Raw genomic sequence first — 20,726 nt, forward strand, 5'->3', positions numbered from 1 at the left:
CGAGATTAAGTTCAGCCTTAATGCTCTCGACCGAAGACCTCCGATTCCTCGCCGCCGTGACCCAGGCCCCGTCCCTGGCGGCCGCGGCGCGAAGCCTCAACGTCACCCCCCCGGCCGTGTCCCAGCGCCTGCGCGCCCTGGAGGCGCGGCTCGGGGTCAGTCTGCTGGACCGCAGCGCGGGCCGGATCACCCTGACGGACGAGGGAGAGCTGCTGACCGAGTGGTCGGCCCGCATCCTGGCCGAGATCGAGGAGGTCAGCGAAAGGCTGTGCGAACGAAAGGGGGTCGTGGCCGGGCATCTGCGCATCGCAGGGCCCACGGGCTTCGGCCGCCGCTACATCGCGCCCGCGGTCATGGACTTCAGCCGGCGGCACCCCGACGTGCGTATCGGCCTGGAGCTCTCGGACAACCCCATCCGCCTCAAGCCCAGCGCCTGGGACATCGTCGTCCACATCGGCGAGCTGCACTCCCAGCCCTTCCAGAAGCTGACCCTGGCGCCCAACGATCGCCTGCTGTGCGCGTCGCCCGACTACCTGGCCAGGCGCGGCACGCCGCACGCGCCGGCCGACCTGACCCGGCACGCCTGCCTGACCCTGCGCGAGAACGACGAGGACGTGACCCTCTGGCGCTTCTCCGGGCCGGGCGGCAGCCACGAGACCGTGCGCATCGACGAGGGCGTGTCCTGCAACGACGGCGACGTCATCCGCGACTGGGCCCTGGCCGGGTTCGGCATCGTGCTGCGCTCGGAGTGGGACATGGCCGACGACCTTCGCGCCGGACGCCTGGTGCGCCTGCTGCCCGAGTGGCGCTCGCCCGACGCCCCGGTGGTGGCCCTGCTCGGCCCCCGCCACATGCGCGCGGCCCGCACCCGCCGCTTCCTCGAACTGCTGCGGCAGTCCCTGACTCCGCCGCCCTGGCGAAGACAGGGCTGACTCTCCTCCCCTTCCGTCACCTCATGGCGCGCAGCAGCGTTTCGAGTCGCTGCGCCGCGGCTGCGAGCCTGCCGTCCTCGCCGAACCGCCCGATGCACTGCAGCCCGAGAGGCAAGCCCGCAGGCCCTTTTCCCGCGGGCAGAGAAACGGCGGGAAGACCCGCATGGGTCCAGGGCACGTTCATGGCCGGGCTCCCCGTGCCGCGCAGACCGGCCGGGGCCTCGCCAAGAGTCGAGGGGCACAGCCACAGGTCCAGGCCGTGGGCGTCCATGAGTTCCGTCAGTTTCCCGCGCAGGTCCGCGCATGATTGCCGGGCCTCCTCCACGCGCCGGGGCGGGATGGTTTTCCCCCGTTCGATAATGCCCGCCGTACCCGGCCGGTAGAGGTGCCCGTACTCGGCAAACATCGATTCCTGCTCCCGGGCGAATTCGGCGGCCATGAGGTCGCGGTGCCGCTCCGCGATGTCCTCGATGTCGTCCAGGCAGGGCGCCCGGACGATCTCGACGCCCCCGGCCTGCAGTGCCGCCAGCGCCCGTTCGAAACAGTCCATGGCCTGCGCCGGAACCTGTTCGAGAAACGGCCCGGCCGGGACTCCGGCACGCAGCCGTTCGGCGTTGCCGCCATCCGTCCGGCGCGGGTCGAAAGCGGCCATGACGGCCGGGATGTCCGCGGCCGAGCGACAGAAAAAGCCGACATGGTCGACGCTACGCGAAAAATGGACAATGCCCTCCGTGGGAATCGCGCCGAAGGACGGCTTCATGCCCACCACGCCGCAGAAGGAGGCCGGCCGGATGACGGACCCGGCCGTCTGGGTGCCCAGGGCCAGGGGAAAGAGGCCCGAGGCCACGCCCGCGGCCGAGCCGCTGCTGGAGCCGCCCGGGGTGTGCAGCGGGTTGTGCGGGTTCTTCGTCGCCGCCGGCTCGAAATAGGCGAACTCCGTGGTCGCGGTCTGAACGAAGATGATGGCCCCGGCATCGCGCAGCATCTGCACGCAGCGGGCTTCCACGCCCTCGAAGAGCACCGGGGGGAGCAGGGAGCCGCACCTGATGACCGCACCATCCACCCTGATGATGTCCTTCACGCCCACCGGAACGCCGAAAAGCGGCGGGCGGAGCCGCGGGTCGGGAAAGCGCTCGAAGAGGGATTCGATTTGGCGGGCTATCCCTGAACCGTCGATGTCCCCGGCCAGGATGTGCAGTTGCGGGTCGATGTCTCGGGCGCGCTCGACGAGGGTCCCGACAAGCCCGGCGAGCCGCTCTTTCGATGCGTGCCGGAACGCGTCGACTTCCGGAGTGTTGGCGATGAAGGCGATCTGTGACATGGCGTTTTCCACGGTTGGCGGGAATCAGGTTGTCGGGGCCGCAAGCAGGCCGATCAGCTGCAACCCGTCGCGAAAGAGCAGGAGGGCCAGGACTATGAGCGATACGCCGAGAAGGCGCATGGTCCAGACATAGGCCTTGCCCCTGAAGAGGGCCTTGGATCTGCCGACCAAGAGGGCCAGTGCTATTTTCGAGCCCACGAGACAGGCGTAGAAACCCGCGATGAACGCCGCTGGAGCGAAAAGGTGCTCGTCCAGAGCCTTGGCCATGGTCGGCGCCCCCACGCTGAGCCAGAACAGGTAGGGATGGGGGCTCAGCATGTTGGTCAGGATCCCTTTGCGCAGCGACATGCGCTTCCCGTCCTGAAGTTTCAGGTCGAATCCCGTGGTGCGCAGGCTCTCGTAGCCCATGAACATGAGGAAGACGACTCCGGCAATGGAGATGGCGCCCAGGATGCCGTGGAACTCCGCCAGCCTGGAAAGGACGAACAGCGTCAGCAGGATGATCGGCAGGTCCGTGACCATGGGCGCCAGGGCGACCCTGACGCCTGCCCGGACGTCGTGCCGCAGCGTCTCCGAGATGACCAGGGTCAGGAGCGGCCCCGGCGCGAGGCCGGCGGAAAGCCCCAGAAGCGCCCCGAGTGTCAGATAATACCCCATGCGAAACTCTCAGAAAAAGAAGGTGACCCGTCACGGCTGTTCACGGCAGTGGCCTGGCGGAAAAGGCCGGACATAGTGCGCATCGCGCCGGGGCACAAGGTTTGCGCGGCAACGCCCGGACCGCGTGCCCCAGGGCGCGGTCGCGGCGACACCCGCCCCTCAGCCGGCCAGGCGTTCGGCCACGGCCAGGGCCACCACCGCCGCCAGGAAGCCGTCGGAGGCCAGGCGCAGGACTCTCGTCCGGGCGAAGACGGCCAAGGCGGCGTAGGCCGGGCAGATCGTGGCCAGGGCGTAGGCATGGCCCGGCGCGACCAGCAGGCCGAAAAGGGGCGCCATGCCGCCGAGGGCCGCCAGGGCCAGGGCCCACAGGCGCGGGATGGCGCGGCGCGAGAAACCCGAGAAGCTCGTGGCCGGCACGGGGAAACCGGCGGCGGCGTAGTCCTCGGCGTTGGCCTCGGCCAGCATCCAGAAGTGCGGCATCTGCCAGACGAAATACAGGACGAAGAGATGAATCGGCTCCGGGGCCAGAACAGCCCCGCCGCCGGCAAGCCAGCCGATCCACGGCGGCAGCGCGCCGCATGCCGCGCCCGGGATCATGGCCCAGCCCGTGACGGGTTTGAGATATGTGTAGAGGCCGTTGTAAAGCCCGAGCACGACGAAGATGACCGCCAGGGAGCCCGGCCCGAAGCCGACCCACAGGCAGGCGGCGGCAAGGGCCAGCAGCAGGGCGAACACGCCCAGTCCCTGACCGGCGCTCATTCTGCCGCTGGCCAGGGGGCGGCTTCTGGTGCGCTCCATGAGGGCGTCCAGGTGACGCTCCTGAATCTGGTTCAGAACCGAGACGGCCGCGCTCAGGGCGAAGGTCCCGGCCATGACGGCCGCGCCTTCGACAGCGACGGAGGGCGCCCCCGCCGTGGCCAGCAACCAGCCCGACAGGGCCGAGAGCCCCACGGCCAGGGAGACGCCCGGCCGGGTCAGGGATGCGGCCGCCCTAATCATGGCCTTCCGGCAGGGAGCGCATGTAGTCGATCATGGCTTTCACATCCTCGTCGCTAAGGTGCGAGTACGGCGGCATGATGGGCTCGTACCCCTTGACCATGGTCTTTTCGGGGTCCCGGATGGCCTCGGTCAGATAGGCCTCGTCGGCCACGACCTCGGTCCCGTCCTCCAGGACGACCTTGTGCCCGTAGATTCCCTTGAAGGTCGGACCGGCGATCTCGGAACCGTCCGTGGAATGGCAGCTCAGGCACCCTTCGGCCTCCATGAGCGACCTGCCCCTGTCCAGGTCGCGGGCCGCCCCGCCCGTCAGGAAGCGGAGGATCTTCTCGAGATCCTCAGCCGGCATCTCCTCCTTGTAGGACGGCATGCCCTCGTACCCGGCCACCAGCTCGGCGTCGGGCTCCAGGATGGCGCGGCGCAGGTACTGCTCGTCGGCCACCACGGTGCGCGTGCCGCCGCCGTCGACGACGATGGGGCGCTCCTTGCCGTAGATGCCCATGAGCGTCGGCCCGGCCTCCTCGGAGCCGTCCAGGGAGTGGCAGCCCAGGCAGCCGTAGGACTCCATCAGCCCCACAGCCTCGTCGTCGCCGCCGGCCCCGCTCTCGTACCACTCCCGGAACCCCTCGGCGTCCAGGACCTCCACGGTGGACAGCATGTTCGCGTGCTGCAGGCCGCAGTACTCGGCGCAGAGGATGTCGTAGCTGCCCTCGCGCTCGGCCTGGAACCAGGCGTAGGTCTCCATGCCGGGCACGGTGTCCATCTTGATGCGGAAGGCCGGCACGAAGAAGCTGTGCAGCACGTCGGCCGAGGTCATGTCGAGGCGCACGGCGCGGTCCACGGGCACGTAGAGGGTGCTGGCGCGCCTGCCGTTCTCGTACTCGAAGACCCACGACCACATGCGCGCCGTGACCTTGACGCGCATGGCGTCGGCCGGCGCCGACCGCAGGGCCTTGAAGCTCGTCCAGCCGGACCAGAACATGCCCATGACCAGGACCGTCGGGATGACGGTCCAGGCGATCTCGGCCCAGACGTTGCCGCGGATGTCCGCGGCCTGGGGGTGGCGCGCGTGGTGGTAGCGGAAGACGAACCAGACCATGAGCAGCGTGATGAAGACCAGGATGGCCGCCGAGACGCCGAAGATGAGGAGGAAGGTCTGGTCGACCCGGGCCGCGGCGGCGGTGCCGGCCTGGATGATGGTCGGGGTCATGCGCCGGCCTCCGGACGCCAGGCCACGTCGAAGAAGGTGAAACCGATGAAGATGGCCAGGATGACGAAGACCAGGATGACGAAGGCGCCCAGCACCCTGTTCTCGTACTTGAGATGCATGAAGAAGAGCACGACCAAGAGCGCCTTGAGGGATGCCACGCTCATGGCCACCAGGACGTTCAGGAATCCGAAGTCGAAGGACGCCACCCCCACCGTGACCCCGGTCAGGACCATGAGGGCCAGCCAGATTTTCACCAAGAGGCCAAACGGCATGATGTGCTTGTGTGTCATGTCAGCTGATCAGGTAAAAAAGTGGGAAGAGGAATATCCAGACCAGGTCCACCAGGTGCCAGTACAGCCCGCCGTTTTCCAGCAGCCCGAAGTCCTCGGCCGTGACCCTGCCCTGCCCGATGCGCAGCATGCAGAAGGCCAGGACGGCCGCGCCGATGACCACGTGCAGCCCGTGGGCCCCGGTCATGACATAGTAGAGGCCGAAGAAGACGTTCGTCCCGCCCGACTGCGCCAGTTCCGGCGAACCCGGGTAGATGCCGTGGGCTATCTTGGCCGACCACTCGAAGTACTTGTTGACCATGAACACGCCGGCCAGGGCGATGGTCGCGGCCAGGAGGCCCTGGCACAGCCCTCGCCTCCCCTGCTGCAGGGCCGAGATGGCCAGGGCCACGGTGAGGCTCGACGTGATGAGCGCCACGGTGTTGGCCGCGCCGAAGACGCGGGACAGCTCCAGCCCGCCCTGATGGAACTCGACCGGGTAGCGGTGCAGGTAGATCGCGTAGAGGAGGAAGAGTCCGCCGAAGAGCAGGATCTCCGTGAAGAGGAAGAGCCACATGCCGAACTTGTCGCCCAGGTAGTCCTTGTGCGGCTCATGCATCGCGCTTCACCCCCGCGTAGGAGTACGGACTCGGCACCTCGTCCGGCGGGTCGAGGAAGGTCAGGTGCGGCGGCGGGCTCGACAGGGTCCACTCCAGGGTGGCGGCCCCCCAGGGGTTGGCACCCACGGTGCGAGGCCCGCGCAGGCACTTCGACAGCCCCCAGAACATGGTGACCAGTCCCGCGACGAGCACCCACGACCCCGCCGTCGAGATCATGTGACCCGTCTGGTACATGGGCAGGTAGTCGTAGTAGCGGCGCGGCATGCCCATGAGGCCGATGAGGAACATGGGGAAATAGAGCATGTTGAACCCGCCGACGAGCAGGTACCAACTGGCGTTGGCCAGCTTGCGGTCGTACATGCGCCCGAAGATCTTGGGGAACCAGAAGTGCATGGCCGCGAAGAGCCCGAAGCCCGTTCCGCCGAAGATGACGTAGTGGAAGTGCGCGACCACGAAGTACGTATCGTGGACGTGGATGTCCGTGCCGGCCGAACCGAGCACCAGCCCGGTCAGACCGCCGATCGAGAAGAGGAAGATGAAGCCCAGGGCGAAGAGCAGCGGCGGTTCGAGATAAATGGAGCCCTTGTACAGCGTGGCCACCCAGTTGAAGACCTTGATGGCCGAGGGGATGGCCACGACGAAGGTCAGGAAGGAGAAGACGAGCACGGCCGTGTCGCTCATGCCGCTGGTGAACATGTGGTGGGCCCAGACCAGGGACCCGGCGAAGGCGATGGCCAGGCTCGAAACCGCGATGGCCTTGTATCCGAAGATGGACTTGCGGGCGAAGGCCGGGATGATCTCCGAGACCACGCCCATGGCCGGCACGATCATGATGTACACGGCCGGGTGCGAGTAGATCCAGAACAGGTGCTGGTACAGGAGCGGGTCGCCGCCCTTGGCCGGGTCGAAGAGGCCGATGCCCAGCAGGCGCTCGATGAAGACCAGGGCCACGGTCACGCCCAGGACCGGCGTGGCCAGAAGCTGGATCCAGGCCGTGGCGTAGAGGGACCACACGAAGAGCGGCAGCTTCCCCCAGCTCATCTGCGGCGCGCGCAGGCGGTGGATGGTGGTGATGAAGTTGAGGCCCGTCAGGATGGACGAGAAGCCCAGGATGAAGACGGCCACCACTGCCAGGGACACGTTGGTCGTGGTCCGCTCGCTGAAGGGCACGTAGAAGGTCCAGCCCGTGTCCGGAGGCCCGCCGCCCGTGAAGAGGCTGGTCACGGCCAGGGCCGCGCCCGTCAGGTACAGCCACCAGGAGAAGATGTTCAATCGCGGGAAGGACACGTCCTCGGCCCCTATCTGCAGGGGCAGCAGGATGTTGCCGAAGGCCGCCGGGATGCCGGGGATGACGAAGAGGAAGACCATGACCACGCCGTGCAGGGTGAACATGGCGTTGTAGGCCTGGGCGCCCATGATGGTCCGGCCCGGGGCGATGAGCTCCAGGCGCATGAGCACGCCGATGACCACGCCCACGGCGAACATGGTCAGGATGCACCACAGGTAGAGCATGCCGATGCGCTTGTGGTCCGTGGAGAAGATCCAGGACGTCAGGCCGCTTCTGCCCGGAAGCGGATCGAGAAAGGGGACGGTTTCGCCGGGACTGGGCATCGGGGGGACCTCCGGGGATCAGTTTCTGGGCCGGCGCTTCTTGCGGCCGGCCAGCAGCAGGGAGACGAGGAGCACGCCGAGGATGAAGAGGATGCCCGTGGCCGTGATCTTCATGAAGTTGAACGCGTAGCGCTTGCCTGCCGGGTCGTAGGAAAAGCAGTAGGCCAGGACGCGCTTGACCGACAGCCCGATCTGCTCCTTCCCGGCCTCGGTGGCGGCCATGGTCAGGTCGAAGGCCAGGGGCTTGGTGCCGTAGAGGTAGCGCACGACCTTGCCCTTGGGCGACACGGCCATGACCACCACGGGGTGCAGGAAATCCCTGCCCGAGCGGCGGAAGCCGAAGCCCAGGGAGTCCGTCAGCAGGCGGATGTTCTTCTCGTCACCCGTCAGGAAGCGCCAACCGCTCTCGGGGTACTTGAAGTCCATGGCCGCCAGGTAGTTGCGCCGCTGGTTGGCGGCCAGCTCCGGCGTGTCCGTCTCGTCGAAGCTGACGCTGACCACCTGGAAGTCCACGCCCGGCGTGAGCGCCACGTCGGGCAGAACCTGCGTCAGGGAACTCTGGATGATGGCGCAGACGTTGGGGCAGGAGAAATAGATGGGCACGACGATTGTCGGCTTGTCGATGATCTGCCCGATGGTCACGGGCCGGCCGGTTTCGTCGCGGAACGCGGCTTCGGCGGCGATGTACCCGCCGAGCTTCTCCGTCACGCCGATGTCCTGCGTCTCTTGGGCCGCAGGAGCGGGCTCCTGGTGGACATGCGGAGCCTGGGCGGGCGCGGCCGGGACGGCGTGCATGGAATGGTCCGCGGCTGCCCCGGACTCCTGCTGTGCTTCCGGCGACGCGCCGTGGCCGGAATGATCCGCGGGAGGGATGGCCTGCTCCGCCTGCCCGGAAGTGGCCTGCTCCTGAGCGGACGCCGCCCGGGCGGCCTCGCGGGCCTGCCGCACGCCTGTCTGGGCCGCGAGGGGAGCCGGTAGCAGCAGGAAGACGAGAAGGAGGATGATCGGACGCACCTTGACCTCGGCGGGGGTTGTGGGCCCAGGGCCCCTGGAGTCGGGAGAACGGCCCCCGGGCGTGCCGGGCCCCGTTGCGGGACGATCCGGCCGGACCGGGGGCCACGCGGCTACAGACTGTCGACGTGGGCGGCCAGGGCTTCCAGATCGGCGTCGGACATGGGCTTGACCACGCGCTCCATCATGGCCTTCTTCTCGCCGCCGTAGGTCCCGGCCTTGTAGCCGGCCAGGGCCGCCTTGACCTCGTCCAGGGTCAGGGAGTTCAGGGGCCTGGTCATGCCCATGGCAACCTTGGCGCCGTCGGCGCCGTGACAGCCCTTGCAGTTCTTGGCGTAGAGGTCGGCCGGACCTTCGGCCAGGGCGGGAACGGCGAACAACAGGCAGGCGGCAAGGCAGATAAATGCATATTTCATGGCTATCTCCAATGGTTATGGTGTCGTCATTTGGGGGTGCAGACCGAGGCGCGCTTCTGCGGATCGGCCAGGAAGGCGGAAACCGCAGACGCCTCGTCGGCCGTGAGCAGCTCGCTCTTGTACTCGGCCATGCGCAGCACGGTGGTCTGCCACCACTGGACGTCATCGCTCTGCACAAGACAGGACTTGTCCATCTCGTGGCAGTCCTGGCAGCGTTCGAGGATGAGGGCGCCGGTATCCTGGGCCCCGGCGAAGCAGGCCAGCAGGACAAGGACGGTCAGGAAGGCGGGCATGACGTGAGGCCTGCGGCGAAGTGTCTGGATCGCTTTTTCGGTCATGTTCACGGCGAACTCCTGCGTGTAAGAAAAGTTGACGGTCACGGGAAGGATGCGCCAAGGAAATCATCGGCGCAAGGCCCGGCACGTGATCGGACTCAAGTTTTCCTTTTACATCCAAGGCTTCAAAAAGGCCAGCCGCAAGCGGCGATGTTTTTCTGCGCAAGGCACGCAGGGCGGCAACGCACACAAGAATCTTGCTTTTCCGGACACAATCCGACAAAAGCGGACCAATCATCCTCCGGAGACGCACGTGGCCGACATTCTCATCATCGACGACGACACGGATTTTTCACGCTCCTTCCAGCGCATCATCGAGCGCATGGGGCACACCTGCAACGTGGCGCACTCCATCAGGGAAGCCCTGGCCCTCATGGCCGGCACGGACTGCGACCTCATCTTCCTCGACGTGAACCTGCCCGACGGCAACGGCCTGGCCCACATCAAGCAGTTCCAGGCCCTGCCGTCCCTGCCCGAGGTGGTCATCCTCACGGGCGACGGCGACTCCGACGGCGCGGCCCTGGCCATCGCCAACGGGGCATGGGACTATGTGGGCAAGCCCATCACGGTCAGCGCCATCACCCTCATCCTGCAGCGGGCCATGGCCTACCGCGCCTCCAAGGGCGCCGGTGGGCGGCGCAAGGTCAAGCGCAGCGCCATCATCGGCGAGAGCCCCAGGATCATGGCCTGCCTGGAGACCATGGGCAAGGCGGCGCGCAGCAAGGCTAACGTCATCATCACCGGCGAGACGGGCACGGGCAAGGAACTCTTCGCCCGCGGCATCCACGAGAACGGCGAAACGCCCGGAAAACTCGTGGTCATCGACTGCACGAATCTGTCCACGCACCTGGCCGAGAGCACCCTCTTCGGCCACGTCAAGGGCTCCTTCACCAGCGCCCATGAATCCCGCGACGGCCTCTTCAAGCTGGCCGACAACGGCACGGTCTTCCTGGACGAGATCGCGGAACTCGGCCTCGACCTGCAGAAGAACCTGCTGCGCGTCCTGCAGGAACGCAAGTTCCGGCCCATCGGCTCCAAGGAGGAGGTCGCCAGCAACTTCCGCGTCATCGCGGCCACCAACCGCGACCTGCGCCGGATGGTCGAGGACGGCAGCTTCCGCAGCGACCTCTACTACCGCCTGAACGGCCACCACATCCAGATCCCGTCCCTGCGCGATCGCAAGGAGGACATCCCGCTGCTGGCGGAATACTACGTGGAAAAAGTCTGCCGCGAGAACCAGGCCCCGCGCAAGCAGCTCACGCCCGAATTCCTCGGCGCCCTGGCCGCGTTCCAGTGGCCGGGCAACGTGCGCGAGTTCGTCAACGCCATCGCCGTGGCCGTGGACAACGCCATGGACGAGCCGAGCCTCTACAGCCACCACCTGCCCATCGACGTGCGTATCGGCATCGCCCGGAGCGCCTTCCGGCCCAAACCCGAGAAGGCCCAGCCCGTGGTCATCGAACCGGCAGCGCTGACCTGCCCCCTGCAGATGCCCTTCGTCCCCGGCGGAGAGCTGCCCCAGTTCCGGGACGCGCGCGAGACGGTGGTCAACCAGCTCGAAAAGGCCTACCTCCAGCAGCTCGCCGAGCAGTGCGGCAACGACGTGGCGGGGGCATGCGAACGCTCGGGACTCTCCAGGGCCAGGCTGTACGAACTGCTGAAGAAGCACTCCGTGCGCCTGCGGTAGCCCAGCCGTCCCCCGACTTGACGTAACGCCCTGACGCGATACACAAACAAGCATTCATCCAACCGGGAGTCTGACATGACCAAGGTCTCACGATACGCCCTGCTCACCTTCCTCTTCCTGGCCGCCTCGTTCCTCTCGGCAGAGGTCTGGATGCAGGCCATCCGCCACACCTCCTTCTGCACCACCTCGTCCTGCGACGTGGTCGGGGAGTACGTGCGCTTCGGCGAAGGCAACCTCATCAAGATGGGCGCCGCCTTCTTCTGGTTCCTGTGGTCCCTGGCCTTTTTCGGCGGCCGCTACGACAGGAAGTGGATCTGGGGCTCGGCCACCCTGCTCCTCTTCGGGGCCCTGGCCTTCGACGGCGCCATCCTGGGCTTCCAGTTCATGGGCCTCAAGGAGAAGTGCCTGCTGTGCATCGTGGTCGGGGGCATGCTCTTCGTCACGCTGTCACTCTTCTCCTGGGTAAGGCGGACCATCCTGACCCTTTTCCTGGGCATCGCCGTATGGACGGGCGGGTTCGCGGCCAACGCCATCCTTGACCTCAACGTCACCCCGCCGGCCATCGTCGACACGGCCTTCACGACCTGGGAGAACGCGCCCGACAATGCGCCCCAGCACGTGCTCTTCTTCAGCCTGCACTGCGACCACTGCTCCAAGATCCTGGCCAACCTGTCCATCAACGCCCAGACCCTGCCCGGCAAGTGGCACCTGGCCTGCACGGACAACAAGGAGGAGGATTTCTACCGCCTGGCCACGGTCCTGCAGACCGAGGAAGGAAAGCAGAACCCCTTCCTGGAGGTCCTGCGCGTCGAGAGCCTGGACAAGCCGGACCCCGTGCCCGTGAGCGACGACCTTCGCCAGACCGTGCGCACGGCCCGGGCCTACTTCAAGATGAAGGGCTTCCAGGGCATCCCGGTCCTGGTGGTCATGGAGCGCCCGGGCTGGGAGATGGTCCTGCGCGGGGAGAACAACATCACCGAATACCTGCGCATCCGCGGCTTCCTGCAACGCGAACTGCAATTCCCCGACCCGCCCAAGGCCAATGCGAACGCGACGCAGGGATAGGCATGAAAAGTGACATCACCATCTTCGAAGAAGCGAAAATCCGGCGCGTGTACGATGAAAAGGCTGAAATCTGGTTTTTCTCGGTCGTCGACATCCTTAAAGTGCTGACCGATCAGCCTGATTTTCAAACAGCCCGCAAATATTGGAACAAGCTCAAAGAGCGGTTGAAAAAAGAAGGAAGTGAAGTGGTGACAAATTGTCACCAGTTGAAACTGACTGCCGAGGACGGCAAACGGAGATTGACGGACGTAGCCGACGCCGAACTGATCTTCACCGCCCTTGCCGAACTCCACCCGTCAGATTGCGGAAAGCATGAACGCGACAGGCCTTGAAGAAAACAAGGTCGCCGGGAAGCGTGGCGGCGGTATCGCTCGTCAAGCCAGAAAAGAACTGGAAGAAACAACGGGACGCAACGTCATCAGCAGTGAGAGCGGACTCATGCCTGGTATTGACGAATAGCCGGACTCGCTCCGCCCTTTCCGGCGCGATGACCGCGTTCCTCGCACAGCCCCAAAAAGAAACCTCGCCATCAACTCCGGCGAGGTTTCCTTGTTTCGATCATCCGCGGCACGCTGCCCGGACTTCTATTCCTGTTCGCGTCTGATCCTCGCGCCCACGGCGCCGAGCTTCACTTCCATCTGCTCGTAGCCGCGGTCCAGGTGGTAGATGCGGCGCACGTCGGTGCGGCCCGTGGCGGCCAGACCGGCCAGGACCAGGCAGGCGCTGGCCCGCAGGTCCGAGGCCATGACCGTGGCGCCCTTCAGGGAGTCCACCCCGCGCACCATGGCGCTCTGGCCCGAGAGGGAGATGTGCGCGCCCAGGCGGGCGAGTTCCTGCACGTGCATGAAACGGTTCTCGAAGATGCCCTCGGTGATGACGCCCGCGCCGCGGCTGACGCACATGAGCGCCATGATCTGGGCCTGCATGTCCGTGGGGAAGCCCGGGTAGGGCCGGGTGGAGAGGTCCACGCAATTCAGGGGGCCGTCCACGGTGGCCCGCAGGGTGTCGCTGTCGCCCTCGATGACCATGCCCATTTCCTTGAGCTTGAAGATGACGGCGTCGAGGGCGTCCACCGGGCAGTCCTTGAGGGTCAGGTCGCCCTTGGTGATGCCCGCGGCCACCAGATACGTCCCAGCCTCGATGCGGTCCGGCATGACGCGGTAGGAGGTGCCGTGCAGGCTCTCCACGCCCTGGATGCGCACCACGCTCGTGCCGTGGCCGGTGATCCTGGCCCCGCAGCTGTTCAGGAACTCGGCCAGGTCCTGGATCTCGGGCTCGCGGGCCGCGTTCTCCAGCACCGTTTCGCCCTCGGCCAGGGTGGCGGCCATGATGAGGTGCTCGGTGCCGCCCACGGTCGGGAAGTCGAGCTGGATGTGCGCGCCGTGCAGGCGGTCGCAGTTGCCGATGATGTCGCCGCTCTCCAGCTCGAAGACCGCACCCATCTGCTCCAGGCCCTTCAGGTGCATGTCCACGGGCCGGGCGCCGATGGCGCAGCCGCCGGGCAGGGCCACGCGGGCGCGGCCCAGGCGGGCCAAGAGCGGCCCCAGGCACAGGACCGAGGCGCGCATGGTGCGGACCAGATCGTAGGGGGCTTCGGGCTTCAAGTCGCAGGACTTGAGATAAACCTCCCCTTCCGCGTATTCCGCCGTGCAGCCCAGCAGTTCCAGAAGTTTCAGGGTGGTGCCGATGTCGCGCAGATCCGGCACGTTGGACAGGCGCACCTCCCCCTCGACGAGGATGGAGGCCAGGAGGATAGGCAATGCGGCGTTCTTGGAGCCGCTTATGGTCACGGAGCCCTTGAGGGGGATACCGCCTTCGATGACGAGTTTGTCCATTATAAATCCTTGCAGGTGAGGCGGGAGTTCCCGTCGCTCATGGTTTCTTCTTGCTGAACGCGGCGCGCACGGCTTCCGCTTCGCCGGGATAGACGTCGAATTCTTCTGTCCGCGGGCCCGGCGTCTTCCAGCGATTCGGCCTCGGCTCGCTGCCTTCGCGGGCCGCAGGCGTCGGGCGGGAATCGATCATGATGGGGCTTTCGTGCACGTCGCAGTCGGGAACGGGCCAGCTGAACTCGATGGGGATGTTGTTCGGGTCGAAGGAGTAGAGGGAGATGATGAACCCGTGGTCGATGAGCTCCGAGGCCCAGAAGCCGTTGGTTTCGAGGAGGTCCTTCAGGCGAGTCAATTCGTCGACGCCGTCGACCCCGAAGGACAGGTGGTCGAAGGCCGCAGGGCCCTTGACCGGCGCGCCGTGATCCTTCTCCGCGATGGGCTCCACGCCCGGCCATTCGAAAAAGGCGATGCAGTCCGTCGGCGTGATCTCGAAGAAGTAGTGGCGGTAGCCCGGATGCCCCATGCCCACCACCAGGCGCATGCCCAGCAGGTCGCGCCAGAAATGGACGGTCCTGTCCATGTCCGCGGTGACCATGGCGAGATGGTTGATGCCGGTGAATGCCACGCAAACCTCCAAAAAAAAGCAGAACCAGTTCTTATCCGGTTCTGCCTGAGTGTCAAATGGGGTGAGTGACGCGGCTTGAACGCGCGACATCCTGGGCCACAACCAGGTGCTCTGCCTGCTGAGCTACACCCACCACGAGGGAGAAAAAAAGGGACAGCGAGCTGTCCCGTATGTGCGAATGGGGTGAGTGACGCGGCTTGAACGCGCGACATCCTGGGCCACAACCAGGTGCTCTGCCTACTGAGCTACACCCACCACGTGAGAGGAAAAACTCTCTACCCAAGCCCCCTGCCCCGGTCAAGCAAAAATCGTGAGGAAAATCACCTTGCGGCTGCCGCCCTTGACAACCGGCCAAGGCCATTTATTTGGTGCCATCGAAATTTCCAAACCAAGGAGTGGACATGTCTGCCGCACAACAATTCGAATTCAAGACCGAAATCAAACAACTCCTCGACATCATTACTCATTCTCTCTACACGAGCCGGGAAATATTCCTGCGTGAGCTGGTCTCCAACGCCTCCGACGCCCTGGACAAGCTGCGTTTCGAGCAGAACCGCTCGGCCGAGATCGTCAACCCCGAGCTCGACCTGCAGATCAGCATCACCGCCGACGAGGAGAAGCGCGAGCTCGTCATCGCCGACACGGGCATCGGCATGACCCAGGACGAGCTGGTGGACAACATCGGCACCATCGCCCGCTCGGGCTCGGCCGAGTTCATCCGCCAGGCCATGGCCGACCAGGGCAACTCGTCCAACATCATCGGCCGCTTCGGCGTGGGCTTCTACTCGGTCTTCATGGTCGCCGACAAGGTCACCATCCGCACCCGTTCCTTCAAACCCGGCGCAAGGGCCGTGGAATGGACCTCCGACGGCCTGGGCACCTACACCGTGGCCGAGCTGGACGAGGACCTGCCGCGCGGCACGTCCATCACCGTGCACCTGAAGGAGGAAGGCAAGGAGTTCGCCGAGAAGCACCGCATCACGTCCATCATCAAGAAGCACTCCAATTTCATCTCCTTCCCCATCCTCGTGCAGGGCGAGAAGGCCAACACCGTGCCGGCCCTGTGGCGCGAGAACAAGTTCTCTGTCACGCCCGAGCAGTACACGGAATTCTACAAGTTCCTGACCTACGACCACGAGGAGCCTCTGGACACCCTGCACCTGAGCGTCGACGCGCCCGTGCAGTTCTCGGCCCTGGCCTTCGTGCCGCCCCGAAGCGCAGACGCCTTCGGCTTCGACCGCGACAACTACGGCCTGGACCTCTACGTGCGGCGCGTGCTGATCCAGAGCAAGAACAAGGACCTCATCCCCGAGTACCTGGGCTTCGTGCGCGGCGTGGTCGACACCGAGGACCTGCCTTTGAACATCTCCCGCGAGACGCTGCAGGAGAACCTGCTCATCCGCAAGATCGCCCAGACCCTGACCAAGCAGATCCTCTCGCACCTGAAGAAGCTCGGCCAGGACAAGGACCGCTACGCCACGTTCTGGAAGGAGCACGCCAAGCGCTTCAAGCTCGGCTACGCCGACTTCGCCAACCAGGAGGCCTTCGGCGAGCTCCTGCGCTTCAACTCCTCCCGCCACGAGGACAAGGACGGCCTCATCTCCCTGGACGAGTACATCGAGGCGGCCAAGGACGGGCAGAAGGAGATCTACTACATCTCCGGCCCCAGCCGCGAGGCCATCGAGCAGAACCCGCACCTGGAGATCTTCCGCACCAAGGGGCTCGAAGTCATCTACCTCTACGAACCCGTGGACGAGTTCGTCATGGACAGCCTGCGCAAGTTCAAGGAGTTCGAGCTCAAGGCCACCGAGAACGCCGACATCACGAACATCGAGAAGTTCGCCGACAGCGCGGAAAAGAAGGACAAACCCGAGGAACTGACCACGGAGGAGTCCAAGGACATGGACCGCTTCCTGAAGCGCGTGCAGGAGATTCTGGGCGACCGCATCACCGAGGCCCGCATCTCCAAGCGCCTGAGCCAGAGCCCGTCCTGCCTGGTCAGCCCCGACGGATCCACGTCCCAGATGCACAAGATCATGCAGATGGTGACCAAGGACACGTCCATCCCCAAGAAGATCTTCGAGATCAACCAGGACCACAAGCTGGTCAGAAACCTCCTCTCGGTCTTCGCCAAAAACGAGCAGGACGACTTCGTGGCCACCGTGGTCGAACAGCTCTACGAATCCGCCCTGCTCATGGACGGCTACCTGGCCGACCCGCACAAGATGGTCCAGCGACTGAACCGCCTCCTGGAGGACTCCAGCGACTGGTACAAGGAACGCGGCGCGAAATAGCGACGCACGCGAAAGGCCGGGCTAAACCGGCCTTTCGCTTTTCCAAGGCCTTGAAATTCGAGCAGCGGACTTTCTTCCTTTATTCTCCCCCCTGCCTCCGCTATGAAGGCGCTTCACACAAAAACCTTCCGGGCAGACCAGATCCGTGCCCGGAATGCCTGCTCACTGAAGTTTCCCGGCGAGGGCATCATGGACACCCCCCATTTCGGCGATTCGAAGCCTGCGGCCCAGCCCGAGGACACGGCTCGGCTCCTGGCGGAAAAGGACAGGACAATCGCAAGGCTGCAGAAGAAACTGGAGAAGTACGAGGCCATCTTCCAGGGCCTGTCCGACGGCGTGCTGCTCATCGACAAGAAGCTGTCCGAGTGCAACCGGGAGGCCTGCCAGATCTGGCGATGCGAGAAGGAGGACATCATCGGGTTCTTCCCGAGCGATTTCGCGCCCCTTTTCCAGCCCGACGGGGAGAACTCCTACGAAATGGCGCAGAAGAAGGTCAGCGAGGCCCTGCGCGGGAACATCCAGAAGTTCGAGTGGAAGGACATCCGCCGCGACGGGATGATGATCGACACCCAGGTCGTCCTGAACCGCATTGAGGTCGACGGCAAGGGGTACGTGCTGGCCACCTTCAAGGACATCACGGACCTCAAGGTCAAGGAGAACGAGAAGCAGGCCCTGCTGCACATGATGGAGAAGATCATCGAGGACAGGACGCGGGCCCTGCAGGAGTACAACGAATCCCTGAACGAGGAGATCGCCCGCCGCAAGCGCACCGAGCGGCATCTCGAACACGCCTACATGGAGCTCGAACACATCTTCGACACCTCGGGCGACGGCATCCTCGTCCTCGACTCGGACCGCAACATCGTCCGCACCAACCTCGCCTTCGCCCAGTTGGTCGAGAAATCAGCCGATGACATCCTCGGCAAGAAGTGCTTCGACATCTTCCCCTGCCGCCACAAGTGCACGGACCACTGCATCATCCAGGAGATCGTGGTCGGCTCGTCCAAGACCGACTTCGAAAAGGAGTTCGTGTCCGTGTCGGGCGAGCGCAAGTCCTGCCTGGTCAAGGCCGCGGCCCTGCGCGGGGAAAAGGGCGAGGTGCTCGGCATCGTCAAGAACTACAAGGACCTGACCAGCTACAAGCGCTGGGTCGACATGCTGCAGGAGTCCGAGGAGTTCCACCGCATAACTCTTGAGAGCATCTGGGACGCCATCTTCCTGACCACCGACGAGGGGCGCATCGTCTTCGTCAGCTGCAACGTGGACAGCATCTTCGGCTACGACGCGGACGAAATCGCCGCCTTCGAGTCCATCTTCGACCTCGTCGGCTCCCGCTTCTACTCGCCCCATGACCTGCAGACGGCGCAGGAGCTCAACAACCTGGAGGTCGAGATCACCGACAAGCACGGCCGCAAGCGCGTGCTCATCGCCAACGTCAAGCGCGCCGCCCTGCGCTCCGGCACCACCCTCATCGCCTTCCGCGACATCACCGAGCGCAAGGACGCCGAGAAGCGCGCCAAGGTCGAATACGAGCAGCTCGTTCAGGCCGGCAAGATGGTGTCGCTTGGCATCCTGGTCTCGGGCGTGGCCCACGAGATCAACAACCCCAACAACTCCATCATCCTGAACGTCCCCCTGCTGTCGCGCATGTGGTACGACGCGCGGGTCATCCTCGACCAGTACATGGAGGACAACGGGGACTTCCTCCTCGGCAACCTCCGTTATTCCTTCGCCCGCGAGCGCGTGCCGCACCTCTTCTCCGGGGTCATGTCCTCGTCCAAGCGCATCAAGCACATCGTCCAGGACCTCAAGAACTACGCCCGTCAGGGCTCCACGGTGCTGAACGAGGTCATCGACATCAACGGCGTGCTCAAGGCCGCGGCGCTGCTGCTCGACAACCAGCTGCAGAAGGCCACGGACCGTCTGGAGATCGGCTACGGGTTCGGCATCCCGCACTTCAGGGGCAATTTCCAGAAGATCGAGCAGGTCGTCATCAACGTCCTCCAGAACGCCTGCGAAGCCCTGGACGAAAGGTCCAAGGCCATCCGCATCCGGACCGGCTTCGACACGCGGCTCGAACAGGTCTGGCTCGAGGTGGCCGACGAGGGCCAGGGCATCCAGCCCGACGACCTGCCCCACGTGACCGACCCATTCTACACCACCAAACGCGCCTGCGGGGGCACGGGCCTGGGGCTTTCCATTTCCTCCCGGATCATGCAGGAGCACGGCGGGGAGTTGACCATCCAATCCCGCCGGGGCGAGGGGACGACGGTCACCCTGACCTTTCCCGCCCGCCACGAAGGAGATGCCGCGTTATGATCCAGCCCTTTCCCGTCCTCATCGTCGACGACGAGGCCGACATCCTGAACAGCTTCGACCTGTGCCTGCGCTCGAGCGGCATCGACAACACCGTCTGCTGCCAGAACCCGGCCGAGGCCCTGCGCATCATCGACGAACGCCCTCTGGGGGCCATGATCCTCGACCTGAGCATGCCCGGCGTGACCGGTCAGGAGATCCTGGCCCATGTGCGGGAGGCGCGTCCGGAACTGCCCGTCATCGTGGCCACGGGCGTGGAATCCATCGAGTCGGCCGTGGAGTGCATGAAGCTCGGCGCCCTGGACTATCTGGCCAAGCCCGTGGAGGAGGAGCGCCTGGTGGCCTCCGTGCGCACGGCTCTGGAGATGAGCCGGCTGCGCCGCGAGAACACGTCCCTGCGCCAGTGCCTCGTGCTGGACCGCCTGACCCGGCCCGAGGCCTTCGAGCACTTCGCCACGGACAGCCCCAAGATGCGGCAGATCTTCCAGTACCTGGAGGCGGTGGGCGCGTCGCCCGAACCCATCCTCATCTTCGGCGAGACGGGCGTCGGCAAGGAACTGGCCGCGCGGGCCGTGCACAAGCTGACCTGCCAGCGCAAACCCTTCGTGGCCGTCAACGTGGCCGGACTCGACGACACGGTCTTCAGCGACACCCTGTTCGGGCACCGCAAGGGGGCCTTCACCGGGGCGGTCGCCGCCCGCAAGGGGCTGGTGGAACAGGCCGCCGACGGCGTGCTCTTCCTCGACGAGATCGGCGATCTGGGCGAATCGTCGCAGGTCAAGCTGCTGCGCCTGCTGCAGGAGCGGGAGTACCTGCCCCTGGGGGCCGACGTGCCCCGCCCGTCCGAGGCCCGGGTCGTGGTGGCCACCAACCGCGACCTGGAGGCCATGACCCGCGAGGGCCGCTTCCGCAAGGACCTCTACTACCGCCTGCGCACCCACATGGTCCGCATCCCGCCCCTGCGCGAACGCCCCGAGGACATCCCCGTGCTGCTGGAGCTTTTCATCGCCGAGGCCGCGACCAGTTTCGGCAAGGACGCGCCGAAGCCGAGCCGCTGCCTCGTCAGCCGCCTGCGTGCCTACCCCTTCCCCGGCAACGTGCGCGAACTGCGCGCCTTCGTCTTCGACGCCATGGGCCGCTGGAACGGCGGGGACTTCAGCTGCGGGCCGGACAACGACACCCCGGAACTGTTCGGCGCGGCCGAAGAACTGTGCTTTCCCGCCGCCCTGCCGACCATCGAGGAGACCGTGCAGGCCCTCGTGCGCGAAGCCATGAGCCGCGCAGGCGGCGTCCAGACCCTGGCCGCACGCTGGCTCGGCATCTCCCAGCCGGCGCTCAGCAAGCGCTTGAAAAAAGGCGGCTCATAACTTTTTGCATAACCCGCACCCGGGGAATAGATGACCCCATCTATGCGAAACCATGATCTGAATTGATTTTCCCACTGCATCTCGCCTCACCCAGGCCATAACAAAAGTTATGGCCTTTTTCTTTTCTCGCCCGCTCCATTCTTATATTTCAACATGTTGCAC

20 protein-coding genes and 2 tRNA genes are annotated in these 20,726 nt (G+C 65.4%); 8 read left to right on the plus strand and 14 right to left on the minus strand.

The window, feature by feature from the left end; all coding sequences use genetic code 11:
• Positions 1 to 20 precede the first annotated feature (20 nt).
• Complete coding sequence (locus tag ACZ5AC_RS08815; protein WP_464250576.1) at positions 21 to 932, plus strand: LysR family transcriptional regulator; 912 nt, start codon at positions 21 to 23, stop codon at positions 930 to 932.
• 16 nt (positions 933 to 948) lie between these two features.
• On the opposite strand, the gene ACZ5AC_RS08820 is transcribed toward ACZ5AC_RS08815, so the two are convergent.
• The 10 genes from ACZ5AC_RS08820 to ACZ5AC_RS08865 form a co-directional block, all read right to left on the minus strand.
• Positions 949 to 2,253 (minus strand): amidase, encoded by a 1,305-nt coding sequence (locus tag ACZ5AC_RS08820; protein WP_464250577.1) that lies wholly within the window; start codon positions 2,251 to 2,253, stop codon positions 949 to 951.
• A gap of 24 nt (positions 2,254 to 2,277) precedes the next feature.
• Entirely contained in the window at positions 2,278 to 2,910 is a 633-nt protein-coding gene (locus ACZ5AC_RS08825; protein WP_464250578.1) for a LysE family translocator, read from the minus strand.
• A 159-nt stretch (positions 2,911 to 3,069) separates the two neighbouring features.
• Positions 3,070 to 3,909, minus strand: a complete 840-nt coding sequence (locus ACZ5AC_RS08830; protein ID WP_464250579.1) for a UbiA family prenyltransferase — start codon at positions 3,907 to 3,909, stop codon at positions 3,070 to 3,072.
• Complete coding sequence (gene coxB, locus ACZ5AC_RS08835; RefSeq protein WP_464250580.1) at positions 3,902 to 5,116, minus strand: cytochrome c oxidase subunit II; 1,215 nt, start codon at positions 5,114 to 5,116, stop codon at positions 3,902 to 3,904. The genes ACZ5AC_RS08830 and coxB overlap by 8 nt, the downstream gene beginning before the upstream one ends.
• Positions 5,113 to 5,406, minus strand: a complete 294-nt coding sequence (locus tag ACZ5AC_RS08840; protein ID WP_464250581.1) for a cytochrome C oxidase subunit IV family protein — start codon at positions 5,404 to 5,406, stop codon at positions 5,113 to 5,115. Before ACZ5AC_RS08840 ends, coxB begins: the two co-directional genes overlap by 4 nt.
• Before the next feature lies 1 nt (position 5,407).
• Positions 5,408 to 6,004 carry a cytochrome c oxidase subunit 3 family protein gene (locus ACZ5AC_RS08845; protein WP_464250582.1) on the minus strand — a complete coding sequence of 199 codons (597 nt, stop codon included), beginning with the start codon at positions 6,002 to 6,004 and terminating at the stop codon, positions 5,408 to 5,410.
• Positions 5,997 to 7,616, minus strand: a complete 1,620-nt coding sequence (gene ctaD / locus ACZ5AC_RS08850) for a cytochrome c oxidase subunit I (RefSeq protein ID WP_464250583.1) — start codon at positions 7,614 to 7,616, stop codon at positions 5,997 to 5,999. The genes ACZ5AC_RS08845 and ctaD overlap by 8 nt, the downstream gene beginning before the upstream one ends.
• An 18-nt stretch (positions 7,617 to 7,634) precedes the next feature.
• Positions 7,635 to 8,630, minus strand: coding sequence for an SCO family protein (locus ACZ5AC_RS08855; RefSeq protein ID WP_464250584.1), 996 nt, complete (start codon positions 8,628 to 8,630; stop codon positions 7,635 to 7,637).
• Positions 8,631 to 8,740: 110 nt separating this feature from the next.
• Positions 8,741 to 9,043, minus strand: a complete 303-nt coding sequence (locus tag ACZ5AC_RS08860) for a c-type cytochrome (RefSeq protein WP_464250585.1) — start codon at positions 9,041 to 9,043, stop codon at positions 8,741 to 8,743.
• Between the two features lie 26 nt (positions 9,044 to 9,069).
• Entirely contained in the window at positions 9,070 to 9,387 is a 318-nt protein-coding gene (locus tag ACZ5AC_RS08865) for a hypothetical protein (protein WP_464250586.1), read from the minus strand.
• A gap of 244 nt (positions 9,388 to 9,631) precedes the next feature.
• Here ACZ5AC_RS08865 and ACZ5AC_RS08870 point away from each other — a divergent pair, with 244 nt between their 5' ends.
• The 4 genes from ACZ5AC_RS08870 (at position 9,632) to ACZ5AC_RS08885 (ending at position 12,589) form a co-directional block, all read left to right on the plus strand.
• Positions 9,632 to 11,065: a sigma-54-dependent transcriptional regulator gene (locus tag ACZ5AC_RS08870; protein ID WP_464250587.1), complete on the plus strand. Its 1,434-nt coding sequence runs from the start codon at positions 9,632 to 9,634 to the stop codon at positions 11,063 to 11,065.
• Between the two features lie 75 nt (positions 11,066 to 11,140).
• Complete coding sequence (locus ACZ5AC_RS08875) at positions 11,141 to 12,130, plus strand: hypothetical protein (RefSeq protein ID WP_464247264.1); 990 nt, start codon at positions 11,141 to 11,143, stop codon at positions 12,128 to 12,130.
• Between the two features lie 2 nt (positions 12,131 to 12,132).
• On the plus strand, positions 12,133 to 12,462 hold the full coding sequence (locus ACZ5AC_RS08880; RefSeq protein WP_464247265.1) for a BRO-N domain-containing protein: 330 nt from the start codon (positions 12,133 to 12,135) through the stop codon (positions 12,460 to 12,462).
• Entirely contained in the window at positions 12,443 to 12,589 is a 147-nt protein-coding gene (locus tag ACZ5AC_RS08885) for a hypothetical protein (protein ID WP_464247266.1), read from the plus strand. Before ACZ5AC_RS08880 ends, ACZ5AC_RS08885 begins: the two co-directional genes overlap by 20 nt.
• Positions 12,590 to 12,714: 125 nt before the next feature.
• Here ACZ5AC_RS08885 and murA read toward each other — a convergent pair whose 3' ends face one another.
• The 4 genes from murA to ACZ5AC_RS08905 form a co-directional block, all read right to left on the minus strand.
• On the minus strand, positions 12,715 to 13,965 hold the full coding sequence (murA, locus tag ACZ5AC_RS08890) for a UDP-N-acetylglucosamine 1-carboxyvinyltransferase (RefSeq protein WP_464247267.1): 1,251 nt from the start codon (positions 13,963 to 13,965) through the stop codon (positions 12,715 to 12,717).
• Between the two features lie 37 nt (positions 13,966 to 14,002).
• Positions 14,003 to 14,587: a VOC family protein gene (locus ACZ5AC_RS08895; RefSeq protein WP_464247268.1), complete on the minus strand. Its 585-nt coding sequence runs from the start codon at positions 14,585 to 14,587 to the stop codon at positions 14,003 to 14,005.
• 57 nt (positions 14,588 to 14,644) lie between these two features.
• Positions 14,645 to 14,720, minus strand: a tRNA-His gene (locus ACZ5AC_RS08900).
• Positions 14,721 to 14,766: 46 nt separating this feature from the next.
• Positions 14,767 to 14,842, minus strand: a tRNA-His gene (locus ACZ5AC_RS08905).
• A gap of 146 nt (positions 14,843 to 14,988) precedes the next feature.
• Between ACZ5AC_RS08905 and htpG the strand changes: the two genes are divergently transcribed.
• From htpG to ACZ5AC_RS08920, 3 genes are all read left to right on the plus strand, one after another.
• Positions 14,989 to 16,881: a molecular chaperone HtpG gene (htpG, locus tag ACZ5AC_RS08910; RefSeq protein WP_464247269.1), complete on the plus strand. Its 1,893-nt coding sequence runs from the start codon at positions 14,989 to 14,991 to the stop codon at positions 16,879 to 16,881.
• Between the two features lie 189 nt (positions 16,882 to 17,070).
• Positions 17,071 to 19,200 carry a PAS domain-containing sensor histidine kinase gene (locus ACZ5AC_RS08915; RefSeq protein ID WP_464247270.1) on the plus strand — a complete coding sequence of 710 codons (2,130 nt, stop codon included), beginning with the start codon at positions 17,071 to 17,073 and terminating at the stop codon, positions 19,198 to 19,200.
• Positions 19,197 to 20,564 (plus strand): sigma-54-dependent transcriptional regulator, encoded by a 1,368-nt coding sequence (locus ACZ5AC_RS08920; protein WP_464247271.1) that lies wholly within the window; start codon positions 19,197 to 19,199, stop codon positions 20,562 to 20,564. The genes ACZ5AC_RS08915 and ACZ5AC_RS08920 overlap by 4 nt, the downstream gene beginning before the upstream one ends.
• Positions 20,565 to 20,726 lie beyond the last annotated feature (162 nt).

The organism is Desulfomicrobium aestuarii (genome assembly GCF_055385525.1).